This is a genomic window from Streptomyces gossypii (assembly GCF_025165795.1).
Taxonomy (GTDB): domain Bacteria; phylum Actinomycetota; class Actinomycetes; order Streptomycetales; family Streptomycetaceae; genus Streptomyces; species Streptomyces gossypii.
This window is the reverse complement of record NZ_JAJAGO010000009.1, coordinates 103,557-125,528: the sequence shown is the minus strand read 5'-3', so window position 1 is coordinate 125,528 and position 21,972 is coordinate 103,557. Positions and strand designations below refer to the sequence as shown.

General features: G+C 70.3%; 21 protein-coding genes. 9 read left to right on the top strand and 12 right to left on the bottom strand.

Going from position 1 to position 21,972, the window contains the following annotated elements:
• Nucleotides 1-26 precede the first annotated feature (26 nt).
• From LHJ74_RS20020 to LHJ74_RS20010, 3 genes are read left to right on the top strand one after another with little or no spacing between them, the layout of a single operon-like run.
• Nucleotides 27-1,163 (top strand): hypothetical protein, encoded by a 1,137-nt coding sequence (locus tag LHJ74_RS20020; RefSeq protein ID WP_260219485.1) that lies wholly within the window; start codon nt 27-29, stop codon nt 1,161-1,163.
• A complete protein-coding gene (locus LHJ74_RS20015) occupies nt 1,160-2,713 on the top strand; it encodes a hypothetical protein (RefSeq protein ID WP_260219484.1) in 1,554 nt (517 codons plus the stop codon). The genes LHJ74_RS20020 and LHJ74_RS20015 overlap by 4 nt, the downstream gene beginning before the upstream one ends.
• Nucleotides 2,710-4,089 carry an AAA domain-containing protein gene (locus LHJ74_RS20010; RefSeq protein WP_260219483.1) on the top strand — a complete coding sequence of 460 codons (1,380 nt, stop codon included), beginning with the start codon at nt 2,710-2,712 and terminating at the stop codon, nt 4,087-4,089. Before LHJ74_RS20015 ends, LHJ74_RS20010 begins: the two co-directional genes overlap by 4 nt.
• Nucleotides 4,090-4,231: 142 nt before the next feature.
• Here the strand turns inward: LHJ74_RS20010 and LHJ74_RS20005 are convergent, their stop codons facing one another.
• On the bottom strand, nt 4,232-5,023 hold the full coding sequence (locus LHJ74_RS20005; protein ID WP_260219482.1) for a DUF72 domain-containing protein: 792 nt from the start codon (nt 5,021-5,023) through the stop codon (nt 4,232-4,234).
• Between the two features lie 166 nt (nt 5,024-5,189).
• Nucleotides 5,190-5,705 carry a phospholipase gene (locus LHJ74_RS20000; protein WP_260219481.1) on the bottom strand — a complete coding sequence of 172 codons (516 nt, stop codon included), beginning with the start codon at nt 5,703-5,705 and terminating at the stop codon, nt 5,190-5,192.
• A 338-nt stretch (nt 5,706-6,043) separates the two neighbouring features.
• On the opposite strand from LHJ74_RS20000, the gene LHJ74_RS19995 reads away from it, so the two are divergent.
• Both LHJ74_RS19995 and LHJ74_RS19990 read left to right on the top strand, forming a co-directional pair.
• Complete coding sequence (locus LHJ74_RS19995; protein ID WP_260219480.1) at nt 6,044-6,190, top strand: hypothetical protein; 147 nt, start codon at nt 6,044-6,046, stop codon at nt 6,188-6,190.
• Nucleotides 6,191-6,225: 35 nt separating this feature from the next.
• Entirely contained in the window at nt 6,226-6,687 is a 462-nt protein-coding gene (locus LHJ74_RS19990) for a VOC family protein (protein ID WP_260219479.1), read from the top strand.
• A gap of 167 nt (nt 6,688-6,854) precedes the next feature.
• Here LHJ74_RS19990 and LHJ74_RS19985 read toward each other — a convergent pair whose 3' ends face one another.
• A complete protein-coding gene (locus LHJ74_RS19985) occupies nt 6,855-7,673 on the bottom strand; it encodes a helix-turn-helix domain-containing protein (RefSeq protein ID WP_260219478.1) in 819 nt (272 codons plus the stop codon).
• Nucleotides 7,674-7,859: 186 nt separating this feature from the next.
• Here LHJ74_RS19985 and LHJ74_RS19980 point away from each other — a divergent pair, with 186 nt between their 5' ends.
• Together LHJ74_RS19980 and LHJ74_RS19975 are read left to right on the top strand one after the other, a co-directional pair.
• The gene (locus LHJ74_RS19980) at nt 7,860-8,222 is read left to right on the top strand and encodes a VOC family protein (RefSeq protein ID WP_260219477.1); all 363 of its coding nucleotides are present in this window, start codon (nt 7,860-7,862) and stop codon (nt 8,220-8,222) included.
• Between the two features lie 25 nt (nt 8,223-8,247).
• Nucleotides 8,248-8,664, top strand: a complete 417-nt coding sequence (locus tag LHJ74_RS19975) for an SRPBCC family protein (RefSeq protein ID WP_260219476.1) — start codon at nt 8,248-8,250, stop codon at nt 8,662-8,664.
• Nucleotides 8,665-8,741: 77 nt separating this feature from the next.
• Here LHJ74_RS19975 and LHJ74_RS19970 read toward each other — a convergent pair whose 3' ends face one another.
• The 4 genes from LHJ74_RS19970 to LHJ74_RS19955 all read right to left on the bottom strand — a co-directional run bounded on the left by LHJ74_RS19970 (nt 8,742) and on the right by LHJ74_RS19955 (nt 13,336).
• Nucleotides 8,742-9,713, bottom strand: a complete 972-nt coding sequence (locus LHJ74_RS19970) for an ABC transporter permease (RefSeq protein WP_260219475.1) — start codon at nt 9,711-9,713, stop codon at nt 8,742-8,744.
• Nucleotides 9,700-10,653 carry an ABC transporter ATP-binding protein gene (locus tag LHJ74_RS19965; protein ID WP_260219474.1) on the bottom strand — a complete coding sequence of 318 codons (954 nt, stop codon included), beginning with the start codon at nt 10,651-10,653 and terminating at the stop codon, nt 9,700-9,702. The genes LHJ74_RS19970 and LHJ74_RS19965 overlap by 14 nt, the downstream gene beginning before the upstream one ends.
• Nucleotides 10,654-10,736: 83 nt before the next feature.
• Nucleotides 10,737-12,038 (bottom strand): LolA family protein, encoded by a 1,302-nt coding sequence (locus tag LHJ74_RS19960; RefSeq protein WP_260219473.1) that lies wholly within the window; start codon nt 12,036-12,038, stop codon nt 10,737-10,739.
• Between the two features lie 287 nt (nt 12,039-12,325).
• Nucleotides 12,326-13,336, bottom strand: a complete 1,011-nt coding sequence (locus LHJ74_RS19955) for a polyprenyl synthetase family protein (protein WP_260219472.1) — start codon at nt 13,334-13,336, stop codon at nt 12,326-12,328.
• A gap of 234 nt (nt 13,337-13,570) precedes the next feature.
• Here LHJ74_RS19955 and fahA point away from each other — a divergent pair, with 234 nt between their 5' ends.
• Nucleotides 13,571-14,779: a fumarylacetoacetase gene (fahA, locus tag LHJ74_RS19950; protein ID WP_260219471.1), complete on the top strand. Its 1,209-nt coding sequence runs from the start codon at nt 13,571-13,573 to the stop codon at nt 14,777-14,779.
• 202 nt (nt 14,780-14,981) lie between these two features.
• Nucleotides 14,982-15,461: a hypothetical protein gene (locus tag LHJ74_RS19945; protein WP_260219470.1), complete on the top strand. Its 480-nt coding sequence runs from the start codon at nt 14,982-14,984 to the stop codon at nt 15,459-15,461.
• Between the two features lie 83 nt (nt 15,462-15,544).
• Here LHJ74_RS19945 and nuoN read toward each other — a convergent pair whose 3' ends face one another.
• From nuoN to LHJ74_RS19920, 5 genes are read right to left on the bottom strand one after another with little or no spacing between them, the layout of a single operon-like run.
• Nucleotides 15,545-17,197, bottom strand: coding sequence for an NADH-quinone oxidoreductase subunit NuoN (nuoN, locus tag LHJ74_RS19940; RefSeq protein WP_260219469.1), 1,653 nt, complete (start codon nt 17,195-17,197; stop codon nt 15,545-15,547).
• Nucleotides 17,194-18,801, bottom strand: a complete 1,608-nt coding sequence (locus LHJ74_RS19935; protein ID WP_260219468.1) for an NADH-quinone oxidoreductase subunit M — start codon at nt 18,799-18,801, stop codon at nt 17,194-17,196. The genes nuoN and LHJ74_RS19935 overlap by 4 nt, the downstream gene beginning before the upstream one ends.
• Nucleotide 18,802: 1 nt before the next feature.
• Nucleotides 18,803-20,695, bottom strand: a complete 1,893-nt coding sequence (gene nuoL / locus LHJ74_RS19930; RefSeq protein ID WP_260219467.1) for an NADH-quinone oxidoreductase subunit L — start codon at nt 20,693-20,695, stop codon at nt 18,803-18,805.
• A gap of 14 nt (nt 20,696-20,709) precedes the next feature.
• Nucleotides 20,710-21,009 carry an NADH-quinone oxidoreductase subunit NuoK gene (gene nuoK / locus LHJ74_RS19925; protein WP_260219466.1) on the bottom strand — a complete coding sequence of 100 codons (300 nt, stop codon included), beginning with the start codon at nt 21,007-21,009 and terminating at the stop codon, nt 20,710-20,712.
• Nucleotides 21,006-21,935 carry an NADH-quinone oxidoreductase subunit J gene (locus tag LHJ74_RS19920; protein ID WP_260219666.1) on the bottom strand — a complete coding sequence of 310 codons (930 nt, stop codon included), beginning with the start codon at nt 21,933-21,935 and terminating at the stop codon, nt 21,006-21,008. Before LHJ74_RS19920 ends, nuoK begins: the two co-directional genes overlap by 4 nt.
• Between the last annotated feature and the right edge of the window lie 37 nt (nt 21,936-21,972).

Below are 21,972 nucleotides of genomic sequence, written 5' to 3'. Positions count from 1 at the left end.
CCCACCCCGCACCGTGAGAAGAGACAATGCTCCCGCAACAGCCCGAGGACCGGCTCGCGCGTCTGCGCGGCCCCGCCAGCCCGGAGCCGTACACGGCGCGCAAGATCACCGCGCTGACGGCCAACCCCGCCTGCGCCCGCCGTGCCGTGCTGGACGCCGCCGGGGTCGACAAGGCGCTGCTCGCCACCCGTATCGGGTTCGAACCACGGTTCGGGCAGTCCCCGTTCGCCCTCACCCGGGGCCAGGCGTTCGAGACGCTCGTCGCCTGGGGCGGCTATGCCGAACTGGTCTCGCTGCTGCGCACCGAACTCGCCGTCCCGGTCACCGAAGCCGCCGTGGCGGATCTGACCGAGGTCGCCGGGAACTCCGCGCCCGCCGTGCGCGCCCGTGAGACACAACGGCTGCTGGAGCGGATCGCCGCGGGCGACGAGGACCGGCTCATCCTCGGCCATCCGATGCTCACTCTCGACGTCGCGGGCCGCACCGCCTTTCTCGAGCCCGACGCGCTCACCCATCGCATCGGCGGCCGGTTCTACGCCGTGGAGATCCGGTCCTTCCCCGCGATCGACGGCCAGGCCGATCCGGCCAGGACGGCCGAGGCGGTCAAGCAGGCCGCCGTGCACGTGATCGCGCTGCGGCAGGCGTTCCACCGGGCCGGGCTGCCTCCGGAGGCCGTCGCGGACGAGTTCCTGCTGATCTGCCCCAAGGACTTCTCCAACCGGCCCTACGGCAGGCTGCTCGACCTGCGCCAGGAACTGGACGCCGTGGAGTTCCAGCTCGGACGGCTCCGCCGCGCCGCCGACCTCACCGAAACCCTCCCCGCCGACGCGTCGTTCGACCTGGCCGAGGACTCCGCGGGCAGCCCCGTACGCGACGCCGGGGAGCTGGACGCCTCCGTCGGCGCCCTGGAGGCCGCCTACTCCCCCAGCTGCCTCAGCTTCTGCGAGATGTCCCGGTACTGCCGCCAGGAGGCGGAGACCGCCGGTGAACCCGCCCGCCTCGGCTCCGGGGTACGCAACGATCTGCCCGGTATCGGCTCCACCCGTACGGCCCTCGGGCTCATCGACGGCACCGTGGAACCGGAGCCGGAGCAGGCCGAGATCGCGGAGCTGCTGCGCACGGCTGCCCGCCTGCGCGACCTGCGGGGCGGGGGCGCGGCATGAGCCTGCTCCGCACCGTGGCCACACTGCGCGCCGCCGCCTTGGGCCGCGCCGAACGGCTCACGACCGTGCGCCACCAGCAGCTTGCCGACCCTCCGTTCGTCTTCATCCCCCTGGCGCTCGCCGGGGAGGCATGCGCCCCGCTGGCCGCAATGGCGGGTACCGACGCCGGACACCCGGTGCTGCTCACGGTGGAGCAGCCGCGCGACCGCACCCGGCGTTTCCGCTTCGCCGAGCAGCTCGCCGATCTGCTGCTGCCGTATGTCGACGAGTGCCGGGGCGACAGTGAGACCTATGAGGCGGGCCGCCCCAAGGAGTCCCGCGAACGCTTCACCCGGGCGCCGCAGATCCTGGTGCCGAACCAGGGCGGAATCGCCTTCACCCGGCTGCTGGGCCGGTCCACCCGGCTCCGGCGCACCGACGGGCCGTACGCCGTCGCACCCTCCGTACCCACCCTGGGCAAGTGGCTCACCTGGGCCGCCGACCAGGCGGATTTCCCCGGATCCAGCACGCTGCTGAGCATGACCCGGATGCTCGGAGACCACTGGGCCACCGGCCAGAGCAGCACCGAGGACGCCCACCTCGCGGCGCTGCTGGCCTGGATCGACCCACCCCCCGGGATGACCGGCGCGCAGGCGGCCCGGCTCGCGGAGGACCCGGCGCGGCACCCTCCGGCGGGCCCGGCGACCGACCCGCTCTTCGACCGTACGCTCAGCGAGCTCGTCACCGCCTACGGCACCGCGGCCGGTGACCGGGCCCGCGCCGCGACCGGCCGCGCCATCGAGGCGGAACTTCGCACCCAGCTCGCCCCCACCTGGGACTTGATGTGGCGGGGCATCGAACTGCTGCGTGCGCTGCCGCCCGGCGGGCACGTCGAGGAGAGGTGGGCGCTGGACCGCGCCCTCTTCACCGGCTACGCGAGCCACCTCGACGAGTCGGGCCTGCCGCAGCCACGACGGGACCACGCGGCGGGTGCCGCCCGGCGGCTGGCCCGGCTGGAGGACGCCGTCGCGCGCTACGAGAGCCAGCGGGCCTTCGACGACCCGCTGGTGATGGCCGAGTACGAGCTGAGCGGCGAGGCGTTCACCGGCACCGTGACGGCGCGGGAGCCGGACCGGGTGATCGAGAGCGGCGGTGGCGGCGGCCGGGGCGGCAAGGCGGGCCTCTTCCGGCCGCTCGTCACACTGCGCACGGAGCAGCGCCCCCCGATCGGCGAGGGCGAGACCGTGCTCAGCCCGGACCGGCCGGGGCAGAAGGCGGAGATCCTCACGATCCGCGACCTCGGCGGCAGCGACAGCAGCGACAGCGACGGCGGGGCGGGGAACGGCTTCGAGGCGGACATCCAGCTCAGCGGAGGCTTCGGCGGCAAGCGCAAGCCTCCCGCGCCGCCCGGCTCGATCCCGGAGATCGGCGAGCAGCTCTGCTACACGACGCTGGGGCAGTACGTCGCCTCGGCTCAGCTGCCCGACGACGCGGACACGCCCTGGACGCACGGCGGGCCGCCGCAGCCGTACGAGCCGACCCACGAGGACGCAGAGGAGACCTGGGAGTGACGCACGCGATCCCGCCCGGCGCGCAGGCCGATGCCGCCGTCGCCCAGGTGCTGCACGACCTGGACCACACGGACCAGCGCGGCATCGTCGTCAATTCCCCGCCGGGCGCGGGGAAGTCGACGCTGGTGGTCAGGGCGGCGGGCCATCTGGCCGCACAGGACCGCCCGGTGATGATCATCGCCCAGACGAACGAGCAGGTCGACGACCTCACCGACCGCCTGGCCGAGACCCACCCCCAGCTGCGGATCGGCCGCCTCCACAAAGCGGGCTTCACGCTCCCCGACCGGGTGGCGCGGCATGAGAACGTCGTCGGCGGGGACAAGATCGGCCCGCTCCGCGAGCTGCCCGTGGTCGTCGGGACGGCGGCCAAGTGGGCGCACGTCAAGACCGACCCGTGGGACTGGGCCATCGTCGACGAGGCGTACCAGATGCGCTCCGACGCCATCCTGCGGACCGCACCGCTGTGCGAACACGCGCTGTTCGTCGGCGATCCGGGCCAGCTCGACCCCTTCGCCACCGTCGAGACGGACCGCTGGGCCGGGCTCACCTGGAACCCGCTGCTGAACGCCGTCGACGTCAGCCTCGCGCACAATCCCGGCATGCCCACCCGGCAGCTCCCCGTCTCCTGGCGCCTTCCCGCCAGCGCCGCACCGCTCGTCCAGCGGGCGTTCTACCCCTTCTATCCGTTCACCTCCGGCACGCGGGAAGGCGACCGTCTTCTCACCCTCGGAACAGCCGCACTCGGCGCAACCCCGGCCGACGGCACCCTGGCCCAGGCCGCGGCCACCGGCTGGGGCTACCTCGAACTCCCCGCCCGCCACACCCTGCGTACGGACCCGGAGCTGGCCGCCGCACTGGCCGCCACGGCGGACCGCCTCCTCCAGCGCGGCGCCCTGGCCAACGGGAACAAGGTGGACCCCGAGCGGATCGCCATCGGCACCGCGCACAACGACCAGGCCGCCGCCGTCCGCCGAGCGCTCCGGGCACACGGCCCGCATCTGGACGGGATCACCGTCGACACCGCAAACAAGCTCCAGGGCCGGGAGTTCGACGTGACCCTCGTCTGGCATCCGCTCTCCGGACGCGCCGACGCCAGCGCCTTCCATCTGGAGACGGGCCGCCTCTGCGTACTCCTCTCCCGGCACCGCCATGCCTGCGTCGTCGTCGCCCGCGCGGGCATCCGCGACCTTCTCGACCGCCACCCCTCGACCCGCCCCGTCCATCTGGACGTCCCGCCGAAGTTCCCGGACGGCTGGCGCGCCCACCAGCTCGTCCTGGACCATCTCGACCGCCCCGAGCACCGGACCCAGTCCGCACAGACCACACGAACGACACACCTCACGCACCCCTCCCGGAAGGGCTCGCTACGGCCCTGAGCTGAAGCTTGTGATCGACGCGGCGCCCCGGCATCCGGACGACCTGGACGACCCGTTCGACCCGGAGGGCAGCACATTCTGCGTCGCGTAGCCAGGACGGGCTGGGCTGGACTGGGCTGAGCTGGGCTGAGCTGACAGCCGGTCATGTCTCCCTGGCCGCCGGTGCTCCGGAGGCCGGGGGCGTGTGACTGACGGTCCGGCCCAGTGCGGAGGCCGCCCGCGCGAACTTCGCCGCGTCCACGACGGCCGCCGCGCCGGTGTCGTTGTTGAAGTACACGTACACGTCGTCCTCGTCCGGCCAGGTGTCGCTGACGCGTCGGGCCCAGGAGTTCAGGGCCTGCCGGCCGTAGCGTGGTGGCGGCTTGGCGCTCCCGCCGTGCAGCCGCACATATCCCCACGCCGCCGTACGCCACAGGGGTGTCATCGGGCGGGAGTCGCGATCCGCCCAGCACAGGGAGCTGCCATGCCTCTCCAGCACGGCCCGGAGCTCCCGCTCAGCCTCCCACCACGAGGGGTGGCGAAGCTCCACGGCGACGCGGGTGGAGCCGGGAAAGCAGCTCAGGCAGGCGTCCAGGGCCCCGGTGTCCTCCCGGAAGTGGGAGGGCAGTTGCAGCAGGACGGGGCCCAGCCGGTCGCCGAGCCCCTCGGCACGGTCCATCAGCCGGGTGACCGGCTCCCGCGGGTCGCGCAGCCGCTTCATGTGGGTCAGATAGCGGCTTGCCTTGACGGCGACTACGAACCCTTCGGGTGTCCGCTCCCGCCAGGAGCCGAAGACCTCCTTCGACGGCAGGCGGTAGAAGGCGTTGTTGTTCTCCACGGTGGCGAAGTGCCGGGTGTACTCCTCCAGCCACAGGCGCTGCGGTTGCCTGGGCGGGTAGAGCACGCCGCGCCAGTCCTTGTACTGCCACCCGGAGGTGCCGACGAGCATGGGCATGGCCCGATACCTCCCCCGGAGAGCCGGGAAAGTATCAGCTCATTCGGGTCATCCCCCTGTCCGGCAGTGGGCAGGGCCAGCGGAGCGTGCGGGCCGCCGAGTGCGCTGCGGCCCGCACGGATCCACGGACGGTCGGCCGGTCAGCGGCTCGACCGGTCAGGGCCGGTCAGTGCGCGTGCTGCGGCAGCTTCTCCGCGGCGGGCAGCTTCGCCGCGGCGTCCGCGGCCGAGAGGCCGAAGACGGAGACCGCCTGGTAGTAAGTCCAGGCCAGCCCGTTGCAGGAGGCCTTCGTCGCTCCGGAGTAGCGGTTGCAGACCCGCTTCAGGTCCGCGTAGAAGGCGCTGTCGATGCGCGACTTGTTCGCGTCGAAGCGACCCATCTCCTTGTAGTTGCGGTAGCCGAAGTCATGCCGGATACAGGACTTCTCGAAGGGGAAGCCGAAGGGGTTGTCAGGGGAGCTGCTGCACTTGTCGGTACCCCAGTTGAAGCCATAGGCCGACCAGTTGCCCTGGTTGGCGCGGGCGTTCAGGAAGGCGTTCTGACTGCTGGAGCTGGTCTGGGACCAGTTCGACATGACCTGCAGCTTGTCTGCGGGGGCCGCCTGAGCGGGAGTTGCCAGAGCAGCGGTGGCGGCCATGGCGAAACCTGCGGCGGACAGGCCGGTGATCAACCGACGACGCATCCAGTACCTCCGGTTGGGGGGAAGCAGCCCGGTGAGCGGCTGCGGGGCGAAGGGTTCGGCTTCCCGTCAACAGCGGAAGCTGAGCCAGTGTCCAATCCGGAGGCACCAAAGCTCTGTCAGATCGCCGTCACATCGATGACAGCCCGCCGAACAGCCGCGGTGATGAACGGTTCGCATGTCTCGGGCGGAGCTTGCGGACCCATCCTGTCCGCTAGGAGTGTCAGAGTGGGCGACATGGACGCAGACGAACTCGACTGGAACCGGACGCTGCGCGAGCAGTGGGAGACCCACTGGAAACATCAGCTCCGCGCCCTGCTCGAGGGCCTCACCGACGGCGAGTGCTTCTCCTCGGCGGCGCCGGGCTCCGGGTCCCGATGGGTGAGAAGGAGCCCTTCCCCGAGGCACCCATGGCCGATCTGGTGCTGCACATCCACCGCGAGCTGATCCACCACCTGTCCGGGGTCTGCCTGCTGCGCGACCTCTAGTTCCACACGAATCCCGCTACGAACGGAGCAACCCGATGAGCCGCCACATCCAGGTCACCTTCGACGCCCACGACCCGCGGGCGCTGTCGTCCTTCTGGCGCGACGTACTGGGCTACGTCCACCCCGGCCCGCCCGGAGTCGACGTACCCGAGGGCGCCGACCCCCTGGCCGCGTGGGACGACTTCCTCGCACGGGTCGGCGTACCGGAGGAGGAGCGCAACTCGAAATCGGCCATCGAGGACCCGGACGGGCAGGGCCCACGCGTGTTCTTCCAGCAGGTGCCGGAGGACAAGGCCGCCAAGAACCGCGTCCACCTTGACGTCCGTGCGGCTCCCGGACTGCAGGGAGAGGAGCGGATGGCGGCGCTGGAGGTCGAGTGCGACCGGCTCGTCGCGCTGGGAGCGACGCGGGTGCGTCGCGACGAGCCCGCTCCCCCGATGAGCGCCGGCTTCATCGTGATGACCGACCCCGAGGGCAACGAGTTCTGCCTGGACTGACGCAGCTCAAATGTCGTCGCGAAAGCCATGGCTGCTCTTGCGGCAGAGGTAGCCGTCGGTGACGAGGTGCCCAGCAACGGGCGGGCGCGAAGGCGGGCTCGCGGGATTCCAGGTGCCGAACGTCAAGTGATTTCCCAGGCGAAGACGTTGTCGGGCAACGGAGTTCGTCAAGGTATCGGAGGGGCGAGCAAGCGTCGCAGTGCCGTCGGTGTACGGCCCAGGTACTGGCGCATGGTCCTGCACAGGTGCGCCTGGTCGGCGAAGCCGAGGTCTGCGGCGAGGGCGCTGAGGCTGCTCTCGCCCTCCTCCAAGCGATCCAGGGCGCGGCCGATGCGGACGCGGTTGCGGTAGCGGGTCACCGACACCCCCAGCTCGCGGCTGAAGGATCGGCTCAGGCGGTAGGGCGAGACGCCCAGCACTTCTGCGAGCGGGAGCAGTCCGTTCGAGGCCGGGTGGCCTTCGGTGATCGCCTGGCGGGCCGCTGCGACGAGAGCCGTTTCGCTTCCCGGGACCTGTGCGCCGAGCGGTGCGGGCCCGGGGACGACTTGGCCTGCGGTGGTGGCGAGCAGGCCGAGCAGCTCTTCCGTCAGCGCGTAGTCGATGTCCCCGGTCCGGGCGGTCGCGAGAAGCCGACGATGGGTGAGGTCGAGGCGGGCATCGACATACACGCTCTGTGTGGCCAGGCGCCCGACGTCGCCGGCCACGACGTGCCAGAGCGTCGGCGTCAGGCTGATGGATGTGCAGTCGTCGCCTCCGGCGGGATGGGCGAAGTGCTCTTCCTCGTTTGGCACGCCGACGTAGGCCATCGTCGCGTCGATGTCGGCGGCGGCTCCGGTTGCACGCCTGCGGAACCGGCCGCGGCGCACGAGCACCACCCGGTAGTCCTCACGCATTTCGGCCTCCGACCAGCGCGCGTGGTCGTCCTGGCATGTCACAGCCGTGATGCTGAAGTCGGGTCGGGTGGCGAGAGTGGTGGCTGAGAGCACCTTTGAACGCTACGCCGAGGGTCTGACAGTCACCCGCGCAAGGATGTTCAAGCCGGGGGCCCGCTGCCGCGGGCAGGCTGGTAGACGTGCCCCGCCCAGCCGCCCGGCCCAGTACACCAGGGCCGTGTCAGCGGCACGGGCAGGCACGTCACACGTCACCAGCACCCAAATGAAGGGGTCATTGGCATGCCCGCTCTCGCGGAGTTCACCGCGGTCGTCATCGACTGCGCCGACCCGGCAGTGCTCGCCGACTTCTACAGAAAGGCCACCGGATGGGAGATCCTCTACAGCGACCAGGACTTCGCCTCGCTGGGCAACGGTGGTCCGGTGCAGGTCGCCTTCCAGCGCATCGAGGGCTACCAGGCACCGGGCTGGCCCGACGGCCGCAAGCACGCGCACCTCGACCTCACCGTCACCGACCTGGCGCGCACCGCCAAGGAGCTGCTCGCCATCGGGGCAGCGAAGCCCGAGTTCCAGCCCGGCGGAGGTGAGTGGGTGGTGCTCACCGATCCCGAAGGGCACCCGTTCTGCCTCACCAGCGGCTCCTGAAAACCCAGCAGACTGAGAGACGGACATGGCTTACATCCACAGGGAATTCCTGATCGAGAGCGCACCCGACAACGTCTGGGCGGCAGTCCGCGACGTCAGCGAGATACATCACCGCCTGGCACCCGGCTTCGTCACGGACACGCGTCTCGAGGCGGATACCAGAGTCGTGACATTCGCCAGCGGCCTTGTGGTGCACGAGCTCCTCGTCGACATCGATGACGAAGCCCGTCGGGTCGCCTACGCGGTGGTCGGCGGGTCACTGGCGCCCGAGCACCACCACGCGTCGATGCAGGTTTTCGCCAACGGCGAGGAACGCAGCCGGTTCGTCTGGATCACCGACGTGACGCCGGACGACCTCGCGGGCCCTATCGCCGAGATGGTCGACCAGGGAGCACTCGTGATCAAGCAGACGCTGGAGACCCAAGCCACGCCGGACAACTGACCGAGCGGTTGGGTGGGGGCGATCAGATCGCCCTCGGTGGCAGCAAGCGGGCGGTTCGGGGGGGGGTCAGAGGTGTGTCAGGCGGTGATGTCCTTGTTGGTGAGGCGGGCCCAGGCGGCGGAGCCGAAGACGGCGACATAGAGCGCCTGGAGGCCGAGGTTCTTCAGCAGCGGATCCCAGTAGACCGGGTCGCGCAGGAGGTCCCCGAAGGACAGCCAGTAGTGCGGGAAGAGATAGGGGTGGACCGCGTGCAACTGCGGAATCGTGTCCACGATCTGCACGGTGATCAGCAGTCCGACGGTGGCGGCCATGGCGGTGACGCCGCTGTTGGTCATCGTGGAGACGAAGAGCCCGAGCGCCGCCAGCCCGAGCAGTGAGGCGGCCACCGCAAGGGCGATCAGCAGCGTCCGCAGCAATCCCTCCCCGAAGGACACCGGCGTACCGGACAGCAGCGTGACCTCCCCGACGGGGAAGAGCAGTGCTCCGACCGCCAGCGCGGAGAGTGCCACGGCCAGTGTGGCGGCCACACAGAAGACGACCGTGGTGGCGTACTTGGCGAGCAGCAGGCGGGTGCGCCCGGCGGGGGCGACCAGCAGGTAGCGCAGGGTGCCCCCGGCCGCCTCGCCCGCGATGGAGTCCCCCGCGATCATGCCGACCGTCATCGGCAGGAAGAACGGCAGGGTGACGGCGAGTGAGGTGAAGACGAGGAACAGGCCGTTGTTGGTGACCTGGGCGATGAAGGCCGGGCCGTCGCCCTCTCCGCCGCCGACGGAGCCGCCGTCGCTCGTCTCGATCTTGACGGCGATGCCCACCAGTACTGGTACCGCCATCAGCACCAGGAGCAGGGCCAGGGTCCGCCAGCGCCGGAAGGTGGTGACCAGCTCACTGCGGAACAGCCCCAGCGGCCTCAGCAGTTCGCGCAGCGGCGAGCCGGGGGCCCGTGCGGCGGCTGCGGGGCCCGCGGGCCCCGCAGCCACGGGCCCCGCGGCCACGGATGCCTCCGGCTTCCCGGCGCTCGCCGCGCTCGGTGCGGTGTCAGCCCGCGACATCGAAACCCTCCCCGGTCAGCGCGACGAAGACGTCCTCGAGCGAGGCGCGCTCGACGCCGAAGGCCCGCACCCGGACGTCGGCCCGTACGAGTGCGGCGTTGAGATCGGCCAGATCAGGTGGATCGGTGGCGGGCATCTCGCCGGTGACCCGGTCGCCGGAGACGGTCACATCGGTCACGCCGTGCTCCTTGAGGACGGGCATCGCTTCTGCCGTGTCGGGGGTGGTCACGGCGAGGCGGCCGCGGGCGCCCGCGGACATCTCGGCGACCGTGCCCTGGGTGATCAGCTTGCCGCGGCTCATCACCGCCGTATGACTGCACACCTGTTCGATCTCGTCGAGGAGGTGTGAGGAGAGAAAGACCGTGATGCCGTCGTCGGCCAGTTCCCGGACGAGGGTTCTGATCTCGCGCATGCCCTGCGGGTCCAGCCCGTTCGTCGGCTCGTCCAGGATCAGCAACTGCCGCGGCTGGAGCAGCGCGGAGGCGAGCCCGAGCCGCTGCTTCATGCCCAGCGAGTACGCCTTCGCCTTCTTGCTCCCGGCCGCCGCGAGGCCGACCCGCTCAAGAGCCTCGGACACCCGGGTGGAGCGGGTGCGCGGGTCGGCGGTGGGGTCGGCCGCGTCATAGCGCAGGAGGTTGTCGCGGCCGGAGAGGAAGCCGTACAGAGCGGGCCCCTCGATCAGCGCGCCCACCTGGGGCAACACCTGCCTGGCCGCACGCGGCATCGGCTCGCCCAGCAGCCGGGCGGTGCCGCCGGACGGCTCGATCAGGCCGAGCAGCATGCGGATTGTCGTCGTCTTGCCGGAGCCGTTGGGCCCGAGGAAGCCGAAGACGCTGCCTCGGGGGACGGACAGCTCCAGGCTGTCCACGGCCACCTGACCGCCCCGGAAGCGCTTGGTCAGTCCGCTCGTCTCGACAACGGCTTCGGCCGCGTCCGTCATGGTGATCCCATGCTCCCCTGGTAGGACCTTCGCCGCCGTCCGGCCACAGGGCCGGGCGGCGGCGAAGGGTGGGTGTGTCCCGGTTACTTGGCGGCCTGGTTGGCCGCCTTGACGAGACCGTCCTTGGTGACGGCACCGGCGTAGACCTTGCCGTCGTCTGTTATCAGGACGTTGACCAGCTTGGTCTCGAAGACGCGGCCGGTGCCGAACTCGCCCTTGGCCTCATCCGTGAGGCCTTCCATCAGGCTCTTGGCCATGGACGAGTCCATGCCCTTGCCGCCTGGGCCCTCCTTGCCGCCGGGGCCTTCCGCGCCGAACATGGCGCCGCCGGGCATCTCGATCTCGGCCACCGTGTTCCAGCCCTCGCCCAGCACCTGGAGACCCGAGAGGTCGGAGAGGCCGGACTTGCCAGCCTGCTTCTCCGCCCGCTCCTCGGCCATCTTCCCCGCCCTGCCGTCGAGCTTCTTCTCCGTGACCTCGGCACCCTTCGGCGCCTTGAAGTCGAAGGTGCTCGCGTCGGGCTTGCCGAAGTCGACCTTGGTGTAGCCGATGTCGATGACGGCCTTACCGCCGCCCTTCGGCGTCAGGGTGAACTTCAGCGGGGTGCCGTTGTCGGCGTCGACCGCGATGCGGATCGACTCCACGGTGGAGTCCGCGGCCGCCTTCGGCTTGATCACCAGCTGATGAGCGTCCCGCCCGGCGACCTTGGCGGTGCCGTCCACCGAGACGGAGGTGGTCTTGTCCACCGCCGCCAGCGCCTTCTTGGCCGCCTCCTGGGGAGTCAGGTCCGCCAGGTCGCCGGGCACCTTGCCGTGCGCACCGCCCTTGTCTCCGCCCTTGCCCGCGCCCTTGGGGGCCTCGGCGTGGAAGACGGAGTTCGAGGCGCTGTCGTACGTCCACACGTCCTTGCCATTGTGGATGAAGCTGTACTCCGCCGCATCCTCGACCACCGAGACGCGCTGCTTGTCGGGGCCGTCGGTCGCGACGCGCAGCAGGTGCTCGCCGGAGGCCAGCTCCATGAGCTTCTTCTGCGGTACGGCCGGGGACTCCTCGCCCTTGCCGCTCTCGCCCTCGTCGCCCCGGTCGCGGTCGCCTCCGCCGAACGGGCCGCCCCGGTCGCCACCGCCGGAGGAGCCCGGCAGCGCGGGCAGTCCGAGGTCGGTATTGATCTTGACGTTGCCGGACATCTGGTCCACGTCCGACTCGGCCATCTTCGCGACGAGCTCTTCTGCGGTGATCTTCGGCAGGTCTGGGTCACCGCTGTCAGCCAGCGCCGGGACAAGCCCGATGGTCGCGGCCGCGACCCCCGCGACGGCGATCGGTACGCCGTACCGCATCGCCTTCCTGCCCGACCTGCCGGGACTGCTCGGTTGGATCTGTGCCATGTGTGTGCCCTACCTCCGTGTAGGCGGCGGTCCTGTACCTCGCACTCGTCCCATCCCCGTTGCCGCCATTGTCACCCGAACCGGTGCGGGATGGTGAGTCCATGGGACCAAATCGGGCGGGCTGTGGCGTCAGTCGAGGGGGCCAAGTCCACGTACTCCTGCGGTATGACACGGGGACCTGGGTATCCGCCGCTCGGAGACTCGGTTCTCGGGGTTCTCCAAGGGTTTCCCGGGGCTCGTGGGGCGCGGGAACCGGCAACCCCCACCGCAACTGCGACCGCGGCCGGTCAGCCCGCCCGGTGGACCACGGCGTCGCAGAGCGCGGCCAGCGCCGACTTCGCCGGTCCGTCCGGCAGCGGGCCCAGCGTCTCCCGTGCGTCGTCCGCGTAGCGGAGGCTGTCCTTGCGGGCCTGTGCCAGCGCCGGGTGCGCACGTACTCCCGCCAGGGCCTCGGCGTGCCGGGCGTCGTCCGTGAGGTCGCCGTCCAGCAGGGCGCACAGGGCCAGGTCCTCCGGCGAGCCGCCGGCCGCCGCCTGGGCGCGCAGATGGAGCACAGGGAGGGTCGGAACGCCCTCGCGCAGATCCGTACCCGGCGTTTTGCCCGATTCACGTGAATCACTCGCGATGTCCAGTACGTCGTCGGCGAGCTGGAAGGCGATCCCGATCCGCTCCCCGTACTGGGTGAGGATCGTCAGGACCCGCTCGTCGGCGCCCGCCATCATCGCGCCGAAACGGCCCGCGACGGCGATCAGCGAGCCGGTCTTCCCGGAGAGGACCTCCAGGTAGTGGTCGACCGGGTCCTGCCCCTGCCGGGGACCGGCGGTCTCCAGGATCTGGCCCGTGACCAGCCGCTCGAACGCCCCGGCCTGGATGCGGACGGCCTCCGGCCCGAGGTCGGCCAGGATGTGCGACGCGCGGGCGAAGAGGAAGTCGCCGGTGAGCACCGCCACCGAGTTGTTCCAGTGTGCGTTGGCGCTGGGGACTCCTCGGCGTACGTCGGCCTCGTCCATCACGTCGTCGTGATAGAGCGTCGCCAGATGGGTCAGCTCGACCACCACCGCCGAGGGGACGACGCCGGGCGCGTGCGGATCACCGAACTGCGCTCCCAGCATCACCAGCAGCGGCCGGAAGCGCTTCCCGCCCGCCCGCACCAGATGCTGGGCCGCACCCGTTATGAAGGGCACATCGCTCTTGGTGGCCTCGAAGAGACCCTCCTCGACAGCCGCCAACCCCACCTGGACATCGGCTTCGAGAGCCTGGTCCCGCATGCTCAGCCCGAACGGCCCGTCGACGGTCACGAGGGGTACTCCTGTCTACGCCGCATATCGATGCATCGCTGCTGCTGCCACCATCCCTGGCAGCGTAGCCGGTCGGTTCTCGATCATTACCCCCGCGTACCTCCCGGCGCACCCCACTCGGCACCCGCACAGCCCTCCGCGCCCGAGCACGCGGCGTTGTGCCGCCTCAGCCAGGGGGGTCGTAACCTGTTCCCGGCCCTGACCGGCGACGACCTCGAAGGCGAGGCACCAACGATGACGGACGCGACCGCGCTCGATCTCCCCGGAGACGACCTCTTCGGCCCGGACAATCTCCCCTACGGCCTCTACACGACCGCGGACGCCCCGGACCACCCCCGGATAGGGGTGCGCTACGGCGACCACGTGCTGGACGCGGGCGCCGCCGCCGCGGCCTTCGGCTCCCCGCACACCGCGCTGCTCCAGCAGCCCCTGCTGAACCCCCTGATGGCCGCCGGACGCCCCGTCTGGCAGGCCGTGCGCGCCGGGCTGCGGGAGTGGCTGACCGCCGCCCGGCACCGCGATACGGCGGCCCGGCATCTGCGCCCGCTCGAAGAGGTAAGCCTGCGGCTGCCGTTCGAGGTCGCCGACTACGTCGACTTCTACGCGAGCGAGCACCACGCCACCAACGTCGGCCGGATCTTCCGCCCGGACGGCGAGCCGCTGACGCCGAACTGGAAGCACCTGCCCATCGGCTACCACGGCCGTGCGGGCACCGTCGTCGCCTCCGGCACCCCGGTCGTGCGGCCCGTCGGCCAGCGCAAGCCGCCCGCCGAGGCCGCCCCGCTGTTCGGGCCGTCCCAGCGGCTGGACATCGAGGCCGAGGTCGGCTTCGTGGTCGGCGCCCCGTCCGCCCACGGCGAGCCGGTCGGCCAGGGTTCCCTCCGCGACCACGTCTTCGGCGTCTGCCTGCTCAACGACTGGTCGGCTCGGGACATCCAGGCGTGGGAGTACGTGCCGCTGGGCCCCTTCCTGGGCAAGTCCTTCGCCACCTCGGTGTCCGCCTGGGTGACCCCCCTTGAGGCCCTGGACTCTGCCCGTACGGCGCCGCCCGCGCGGGACGCACCGCTGCTCCCCTACCTCGACGACGGCCCGGACACGGGCCACGAGCCGGGCGGTCTCGACATCCGCATCACGGTCCGCCTGAACGGCGCCACGGTCGCCGAGCCGCCGTTCTCCGCGATGTACTGGACGGCGGCCCAGCAACTGGCCCACATGACCGTGAACGGCGCCTCGCTGCGGACCGGGGACCTCTTCGCCTCCGGCACGGTCAGCGGCCCGGAGCCGGACCAGTACGGCTGCTTCCTCGAACTCACGGCAGGGAAGGGCCCGTACCTGGCGGACGGCGACGAGGTGACGCTCAGCGCCTGGGCACCGGGCCCGCAGGGCTCCCGGATCGGTCTGGGCGAGGTGACGGGCCGGATCGACCCCGCTCGCGCAATCTAGGGCGTGTGTGAGAAGTCCCGCCTGTCTCGCGGGGTCCGGCAGAACCGCCCTCCGGGCGGCCGGCGCTACTTCTCACACACGCCCTGGTACTGCTGGTACTGCGCCGCGCGGCTGCTAGCTTGACCGGGTCCTGGGGCCCGTGAAGGTCCCGCAGACCAACGGAGGAGTGCGACGAGTGCGCGCGTCAAGGCGAATCACGGGGGTGGCCGCCGCTCTGGCGGCGGCCACCATGCTGCTCAGCGGCTGCGGCAGCGACGACGACGGGGGCGGCGACGAATCGGCGTCAAAGGATTCCGCCTCCGAGAGCCCTGCCGGGGGCGGCGAGGAGGCCCCGGACAAGCCCGCCACCGAAGAGGTGACGGCGATGACCATGCAGGGCGGCTGGACGACGGAGGCCCTGCACGCGGACAAGGGCCTGCTGATCCTGGTGGTGGCCGAACAGAAGGCCGTGGTCACCGGCAAGAGCACCTGCACGGGTGACGTCGTCGACAACTCCCAGCCGGCCACCCTGGACCTGACCTGCGCGGACGGCAGCACGGACTACGCGAAGGGCACCGTGGACAGCCTGGTGGGCGAGAAGCTGTCGATCACCTGGGAATCCGGGAAGAAGAGCGTCTTCACCAAGACCGACGCGGACCCGGGCAGCCTCCCGGACCCGAACGGTCCGCCGGACCTGGGCTGACCACCCAAAAAAGCTGACCAGCGGTGCCGGACGGCACCGCTGGTCAGCACAGCACTGGTCAGCACAGCACGGGGCGCGGGGCGCTAGCGGACGAAGACTCCCGCCTGTCCCGCGAGATCCAGGAAGTACTGCGGGGCCACACCGAGGACAACGGTGACCGCGACGCCGACGGTGATGGCCGTGATGGTCATCGGACTGGGCACCGCGACGCTGGGCCCGTCCACCTTGGGCTCCTGGAAGAACATCAGCACGATGACCCGGATGTAGAAGAACGCGGCGATCGCCGACGAGATCACCCCGATGACCACCAGCGCTCCCGCGCCGCTCTCGGCCGCGGCCTTGAACACCGCGAACTTGCCGGTGAAGCCGGACGTGAGCGGGATGCCCGCGAACGCCAGCAGGAAGACCGCGAAGACGGCGGCGACCAGCGGCGAACGCCGCCCCAGGCCAGCCCACTTGGACAGGTGTGTGGCCTCGCCGCCCGCGTCTCGTACCAGAGTGACCACGGCGAAGGCGCCGAGCGTCACGAAGGAGTACGCGGCCAGGTAGAAGAGCACCGAGGAGACGCCGTCCTCCGAGGTCGCGATGACACCGGCCAGCATGAAACCGGCGTGCGCGATGGAGGAGTAGGCGAGCATCCGCTTGATGTCGGTCTGGGTGATGGCGACGATCGCGCCACCCAGCATGGTGATGATCGCCGCGCCCCACATCACCGGCTCCCAGTCCCAGCGCAGGCCCGGCAGCACGACGTACAGCAGCCGCAGCAGGGCGCCGAAGCCCGCCACCTTCGTGGCGGACGCCATCAGACCGGTGACCGGGGTGGGCGCGCCCTGGTAGACGTCCGGGGTCCACATGTGGAAGGGGACAGCGCCGACCTTGAAGAGCATGCCCACCAGGATCATCGCGCCGCCGATGAGCAGCAGCGCGTCGTTGCCCATGGTCCCGGCGAGTGCCGGATCGACGTTCGCCTCGGAGTTGCTGACGACGCGGGCGATGCTGGAGTAGTCGACGGCACCCGCGTAGCCGTACAGCAGTGCGATGCCGAACAGCAGGAAGGCCGAGGAGAAGGCGCCCAGCAGGAAGTACTTGACCGCCGCCTCCTGCGACATCAGCCGGTTGCGGCGGGCGAGCGCGCAGAGGATGTAGAGCGGGAGGGAGAAGACCTCCAGCGCGATGAAGAGCGTCAGCAGGTCGTTGGCGGCCGGGAAGATCAGCATGCCCGCGATGGCGAAGAGCGCGAGCGGGAAGACCTCGGTGGTGGTGAAGCCCGCCCGCGCTGCCTCGCGTTCGGCCTCACCGCCCGGCGTCGCGGCGGCCTGCGGCGTGAAGGAGTCGACGTGATTGCCGTGCTTCTTCGGATCGAGCCGCCGCTCGGCGAAGGTGAACACCGCGACCACGCCCACCAGCAGGATGGTGCCCTGCAGGAAGAGCGCCGGGCCGTCCACCGCGATCGCGCCCATGGCGGCGATCTTCGCCTTGGTGGTGCCGTAGCCGTCCAGGGCCAGTGCGATGACGGCCGCGAAGGCCGAGGCGAGGCCGGCGATCGCGAGGACCACCTGCGCGTTGTACCGCGCGCGGCGCGGCACGAACGCCTCGATCAGTATGCCGACCAGCGCGGCACCGAGGACGATCAGCGTCGGCGACAGCTGCGCGTACTCGATGTGCGGGCTCGGGATCTTGTCCGGCTCCGCCGCCGCGCTCGTCCACAGACTGTGGAGAGATTGGGTGGTGCTCACTTGGCCGCCTCCACATCAGGAGCAGGGTCGTGCTGACGCACGTCGGAGAGCGTGTGCTCGACCGCTGGGTTGACGATGTCCGTCAGCGGCTTGGGGAAGACGCCGAGGAAGATGAGCAGGGCGATCAGCGGTGCCGCCACCGCCAGTTCGCGGACCCGCAGATCCGCCATGCCCTCTATCCCGGCCTTCACCGGACCGGTCATCGTGCGCTGGTAGAGGACGAGCACGTACAGCGCGGCCAGCACGATCGTGGCGGCGGCGATGATGCCGATGACCGGGTAGCGGCTGAAGGTGCCGACCAGGACCAGGAACTCGCTGATGAACGGCGCCAGTCCGGGCAGCGACAGGGTGGCCAGACCACCGACGAGGAAGCTTCCGGCCAGCACCGGCGCGACCTTCTGGACTCCGCCGTAGTCCGCGATCAGGCGTGAGCCGCGCCGCGAGATCAGGAATCCGGCGACCAGCATCAGCACGGCCGTGGAGAGCCCGTGGTTGACCATGTAGAGCGTGGCGCCGCCCTGGCCCTGGGAGGTCATCGCGAAGATGCCCAGGATGATGAAGCCGAAGTGCGAGATCGAGGCGTACGCGATCAGCCGCTTGATATCGCGCTGGCCGACGGCGAGCAGAGCGCCGTAGATGATGCTGATCAGGGCCAGCACCAGCACCACCGGCGTCGCCCACTCGCTCGCCTCCGGGAACAGCCCGAGGCAGAAGCGGAGCATCGCGAAGGTGCCGACCTTGTCGACGACGGCGGTGATCAGCACGGCGACCGGCGCGGTGGACTCGCCCATGGCGTTCGGCAGCCAGGTGTGCAGCGGGAACAGCGGGGCCTTGATGGCGAAGGCGAAGAAGAAGCCGAGGAACAGCCAGCGTTCGGTGCCGGTGGCCATGTCCAGCTCGCCGTTGGCCCGTGCCTCGGTGATCGCCTGGAGGGAGAAGGTGCCCTCGCCTAGCTGGTCGGCGGTGACCGCGTACAGCCCGATCACGGCGGCCAGCATGATCAGCCCGCCCGCGAGGTTGTAGAGCAGGAACTTCACGGCCGCGTAAGAACGCTGGCGGGACGCCTCTTCCTCACCGTGCTGGTGGGCACGGTCCCCGAAGCCGCCGATCAGGAAGTACAGCGGGATGAGCATCGCTTCGAAGAAGATGTAGAAGAGGAAGACGTCCGTGGCCAGGAAGGAAATGAGCACCATCGCCTCGACGGCCAGGATGAGCGCGAAGAAGCCCTGGGTGGGGCGCCAGCGGCGGCCGGGCGTCTCGGCGGTCTTCTCGTCGTCCGCGGTGTCCGCGTCGTGCCAGCCCGCCAGGATGACGAACGGGATGAGCACGGCGGTCAGGGCGACCAGTACGGCCCCGATGCCGTCCACGCCGAGTTCGTAGCGGACTCCGAAGTCCGCGATCCAGGCGTGCGATTCGGTCAGCTGGTAGCGGTCGCCGTCCGGGTCGAAGCGGACCAGCACGACCGCCGCCAGCACGACGGTCGCCAGCGAGACGCACAGCGCCAGCCACTTGGCCAGCGTGCGCTGCGCGGCGGGCACGGCGGCGGTGGCGACCGCACCGGCCGCCGGAAGCACCGCCACGGCCGTCAGCAGGGGAAATGACATCTCAGACCGCCCTCATCAGCAGGGTCGCGGCGACGAGTACCGCCGCACCCCCGAACATCGAGACCGCGTACGAGCGGACGAAACCGTTCTGGACCCGCCGCAGCCTGCCGGACGCACCGCCGACGGTCGCGGCGGTGCCGTTGACAACCCCGTCGACGAGTTTGTGGTCGACGTAGACGAGGCCGCGGGTCAGATACTCGCCGGGCTTGACCAGGGCGACATGGTTCAGGTCGTCCTGGAGGAAATCGCGCCGGACGGCGCGGGTCAGCAGGCTGCCGCGCGGGGCGACGGCGGGCACCGGCCGGCGGCCGTACTGCAGCCAGGCCGTGCCCACACCGATGACCAGTGCGACGACGGTCATCGAGGTGACGGCCGTGGCCGACAGCGGCGAATGGCCGTGCTCGAACTGGGTGACCGGCTCCAGCCAGTGCACGAAGGACTCGTTCCACTTGAACAGGCCGCCCGCGAAGACCGACCCGAAGGCGAGCACGATCATCGGGATGGTCATCGACTTCGGCGACTCGTGCGGGTGCACCGCGTCCTTGCCGGTCTCCGACCAGCGCTTCTCACCGAAGAAGGTGAGCGCCATGACGCGCGTCATGTAGTACGCGGTGATCGCCGCGCCGAGCAGGGTCACCGAGCCCAGGATCCAGCCCTGGGTGCCGCCCTTGGCGAAGGCGGCCTCGATGATCTGGTCCTTGGAGAAGAAGCCGGAGAGCCCCGGGAAACCGATGATGGCGAGATAGCCGAGGCCGAAGGTGACGAAAGTGACCGGCATGTACTTCCGGAGGCCGCCGTAGCGGCGCATGTCCACCTCGTCGTTCATGCCGTGCATCACCGAGCCCGCACCGAGGAACAGTCCGGCCTTGAAGAAGCCGTGGGTGACCAGGTGCATGATGGCGAACGCGTAGCCGATCGGGCCGAGCCCGGCGGCCAGCATCATGTAGCCGATCTGCGACATGGTCGAACCGGCGAGCGCCTTCTTGATGTCGTCCTTCGCACAACCGACGAACGCGCCGAAGAGCAGCGTGACGGCACCGACGACGACCACCACGGTCTGCGCGTCGGGCGCGGCGTTGAAGATCGCGCCGGAGCGGGTGATGAGGTAGACGCCGGCCGTCACCATCGTCGCCGCGTGGATCAGGGCGGAGACCGGGGTCGGGCCCTCCATCGCGTCGCCAAGCCAGGACTGGAGCGGCACCTGCGCCGACTTGCCGCAGGCGGCCAGCAGCAGCATCAGGCCGATGGCCGTCAGCTTGCCCTCGCTCGTCTCCCCGGTGGCCTCGAAGACCGGCCCGAAGGCGAAGGTCCCGAAGGTCGTGAACATGATCATGATCGCGATGGACAGTCCGACGTCACCGACGCGGTTGACCAGGAACGCCTTCTTCGCGGCCGTCGCGGCGCTCGGCTTGTGCTGCCAGAAGCCGATGAGCAGGTACGAGGCGAGGCCCACGCCCTCCCAGCCGACGTACAGCAGCAGGAAGTTGTCGGCCAGCACCAGCAGCAGCATCGCCGCGAGGAAGAGGTTCAGATAGCCGAAGAACCGGCGGCGACGCTCGTCGTGCTCCATGTAGCCGATGGAGTACAGATGGATCAGCGTGCCGACGCCGGTGATCAGCAGGACGAAGGTCATCGACAGCTGGTCGAGCTGGAAGGCGACGTCCGCCTGGAAGCCGTTGACCGGAATCCAGCTGAACAGATGCTGGTGCATGGCGCGTTGCTCGGTCTCCTCGCCGAGCATGTCGGCGAAGAGCAGCAGCCCGATCACGAACGAGGACGCGGCGAGGGCGGTGCCCAGCCAGTGTCCCGCCCGGTCGAGCCGGCGCCCGCCGCACAGCAGGACGGCCGCACCGAGGAGCGGGGCTCCGACGAGCAGCCCGATGAGTGATTCCACTGGTCCGTAACTCCTTACAGCTTCATCAGGCTGGCGTCGTCGACCGAGGCCGAGTGGCGGGAGCGGAAGAGCGTCACGATGATCGCCAGTCCGACGACGACTTCGGCGGCGGCCACGACCATGGTGAAGAACGCCATGATCTGGCCGTCGAGATTGCCGTGCAGCCGGGAGAAGGCGACAAGCGCGAGGTTGCTGGCGTTCAGCATCAGCTCGACGCACATGAACACGATGATGGCGTTCCGCCTGATCAGCACCCCGGAGGCGCCGATGGTGAACAGCAGCGCCGCGAGATAGAGGTAGTTGACCGGATTCACTTGGTCTTCTCCTTCGCCCGGTCCGGGTCCGCGTTCCCGGCGTTACCACCGGAGTTTCGGCCGGGGTCACCGCCGGGGTCACCGCCGGGATTCGAGTCCGGGCCCGCTTCGGGCTCGCCGGGTTCTTCCCGTCCGAGGGCCTCCCCGGTGCGCTGCTCCAGCGCGGCGAGGCTTTCCAGCGCCTCCGCGGAGACGTCCCGCACCTGACCGCGGGAGCGCAGCGTCGGGTTGACTGTCAGCTCGGACGGGGTGCCGTCGGGCAGCAGGCCGGGAATGTCCACCGCGTTGTGCCGGGCGTAGACGCCGGGTGCGGGCAGCGGCGGCAGGTGCTTGTTCTCGCGCACCCGCACTTCGGCCATCTCGCGCTGGGTGGAACGGCGTTCGACGCGCTCGCGGTGGGTGAGCACCATCGCCGCGACCGCCGCCGTGACCAGCAGGGCGCCGGTGAGCTCGAACGCGAAGACGTACTTGGTGAAGATCAGCCGGGCGAGGCCGAACACGTTGCCGTCGGCGTTCGCCTCTTCGAGACCGCTGAAGGTCTTGATCGAGGCGTTGCCCAGACCGCCGATGAGCAGCACGCCGAAGCCGAGCCCGCACAGGGCCGCCATCCAGCGCTGGCCCTTGATCGTCTCCTTCAGGGAGTCCTCGGCGGTGACACCCACCAGCATCAGCACGAAGAGGAACAGCATCATCACGGCGCCGGTGTAGACGACGATCTGGACGATGCCCAGGAAGTACGCGCCGTTGGCGAGGTAGAAAACCGCCAGGATGATCATTGTCCCGGCGAGCGAGAGCGCGGAGTGCACGGACTTCCTCAGGAAGACGGTGCCGAGCGCGCCCAGCACCGCGACCGTACCGAGCACCCAGAACTGCAGCGCCTCGCCGGTGGAGGTGGTGGAGGCCGAGGCCGCGAGGGACCCGGCCAGCTCCACCGTCGACGCGGCGGCCGCGTCCGCGGTCGTC

Coding starts and splice junctions, on each gene's coding strand:
- LHJ74_RS19975 (WP_260219476.1), top strand. CDS start 8,248: ATGGCTTACATCCACAGGGAATTCCTGATCGAGAGCGCACCCGACAAC.
- LHJ74_RS19965 (WP_260219474.1), bottom strand. CDS start 10,653: ATGACGGACGCGGCCGAAGCCGTTGTCGAGACGAGCGGACTGACCAAG.
- LHJ74_RS19990 (WP_260219479.1), top strand. CDS start 6,226: ATGAGCCGCCACATCCAGGTCACCTTCGACGCCCACGACCCGCGGGCG.
- LHJ74_RS20005 (WP_260219482.1), bottom strand. CDS start 5,023: ATGCCCATGCTCGTCGGCACCTCCGGGTGGCAGTACAAGGACTGGCGC.
- LHJ74_RS20015 (WP_260219484.1), top strand. CDS start 1,160: ATGAGCCTGCTCCGCACCGTGGCCACACTGCGCGCCGCCGCCTTGGGC.
- LHJ74_RS19960 (WP_260219473.1), bottom strand. CDS start 12,038: ATGGCACAGATCCAACCGAGCAGTCCCGGCAGGTCGGGCAGGAAGGCG.
- LHJ74_RS19980 (WP_260219477.1), top strand. CDS start 7,860: ATGCCCGCTCTCGCGGAGTTCACCGCGGTCGTCATCGACTGCGCCGAC.
- LHJ74_RS19970 (WP_260219475.1), bottom strand. CDS start 9,713: ATGTCGCGGGCTGACACCGCACCGAGCGCGGCGAGCGCCGGGAAGCCG.
- LHJ74_RS20020 (WP_260219485.1), top strand. CDS start 27: ATGCTCCCGCAACAGCCCGAGGACCGGCTCGCGCGTCTGCGCGGCCCC.
- LHJ74_RS19935 (WP_260219468.1), bottom strand. CDS start 18,801: ATGTCATTTCCCCTGCTGACGGCCGTGGCGGTGCTTCCGGCGGCCGGT.
- fahA (WP_260219471.1), top strand. CDS start 13,571: ATGACGGACGCGACCGCGCTCGATCTCCCCGGAGACGACCTCTTCGGC.
- LHJ74_RS20000 (WP_260219481.1), bottom strand. CDS start 5,705: ATGCGTCGTCGGTTGATCACCGGCCTGTCCGCCGCAGGTTTCGCCATG.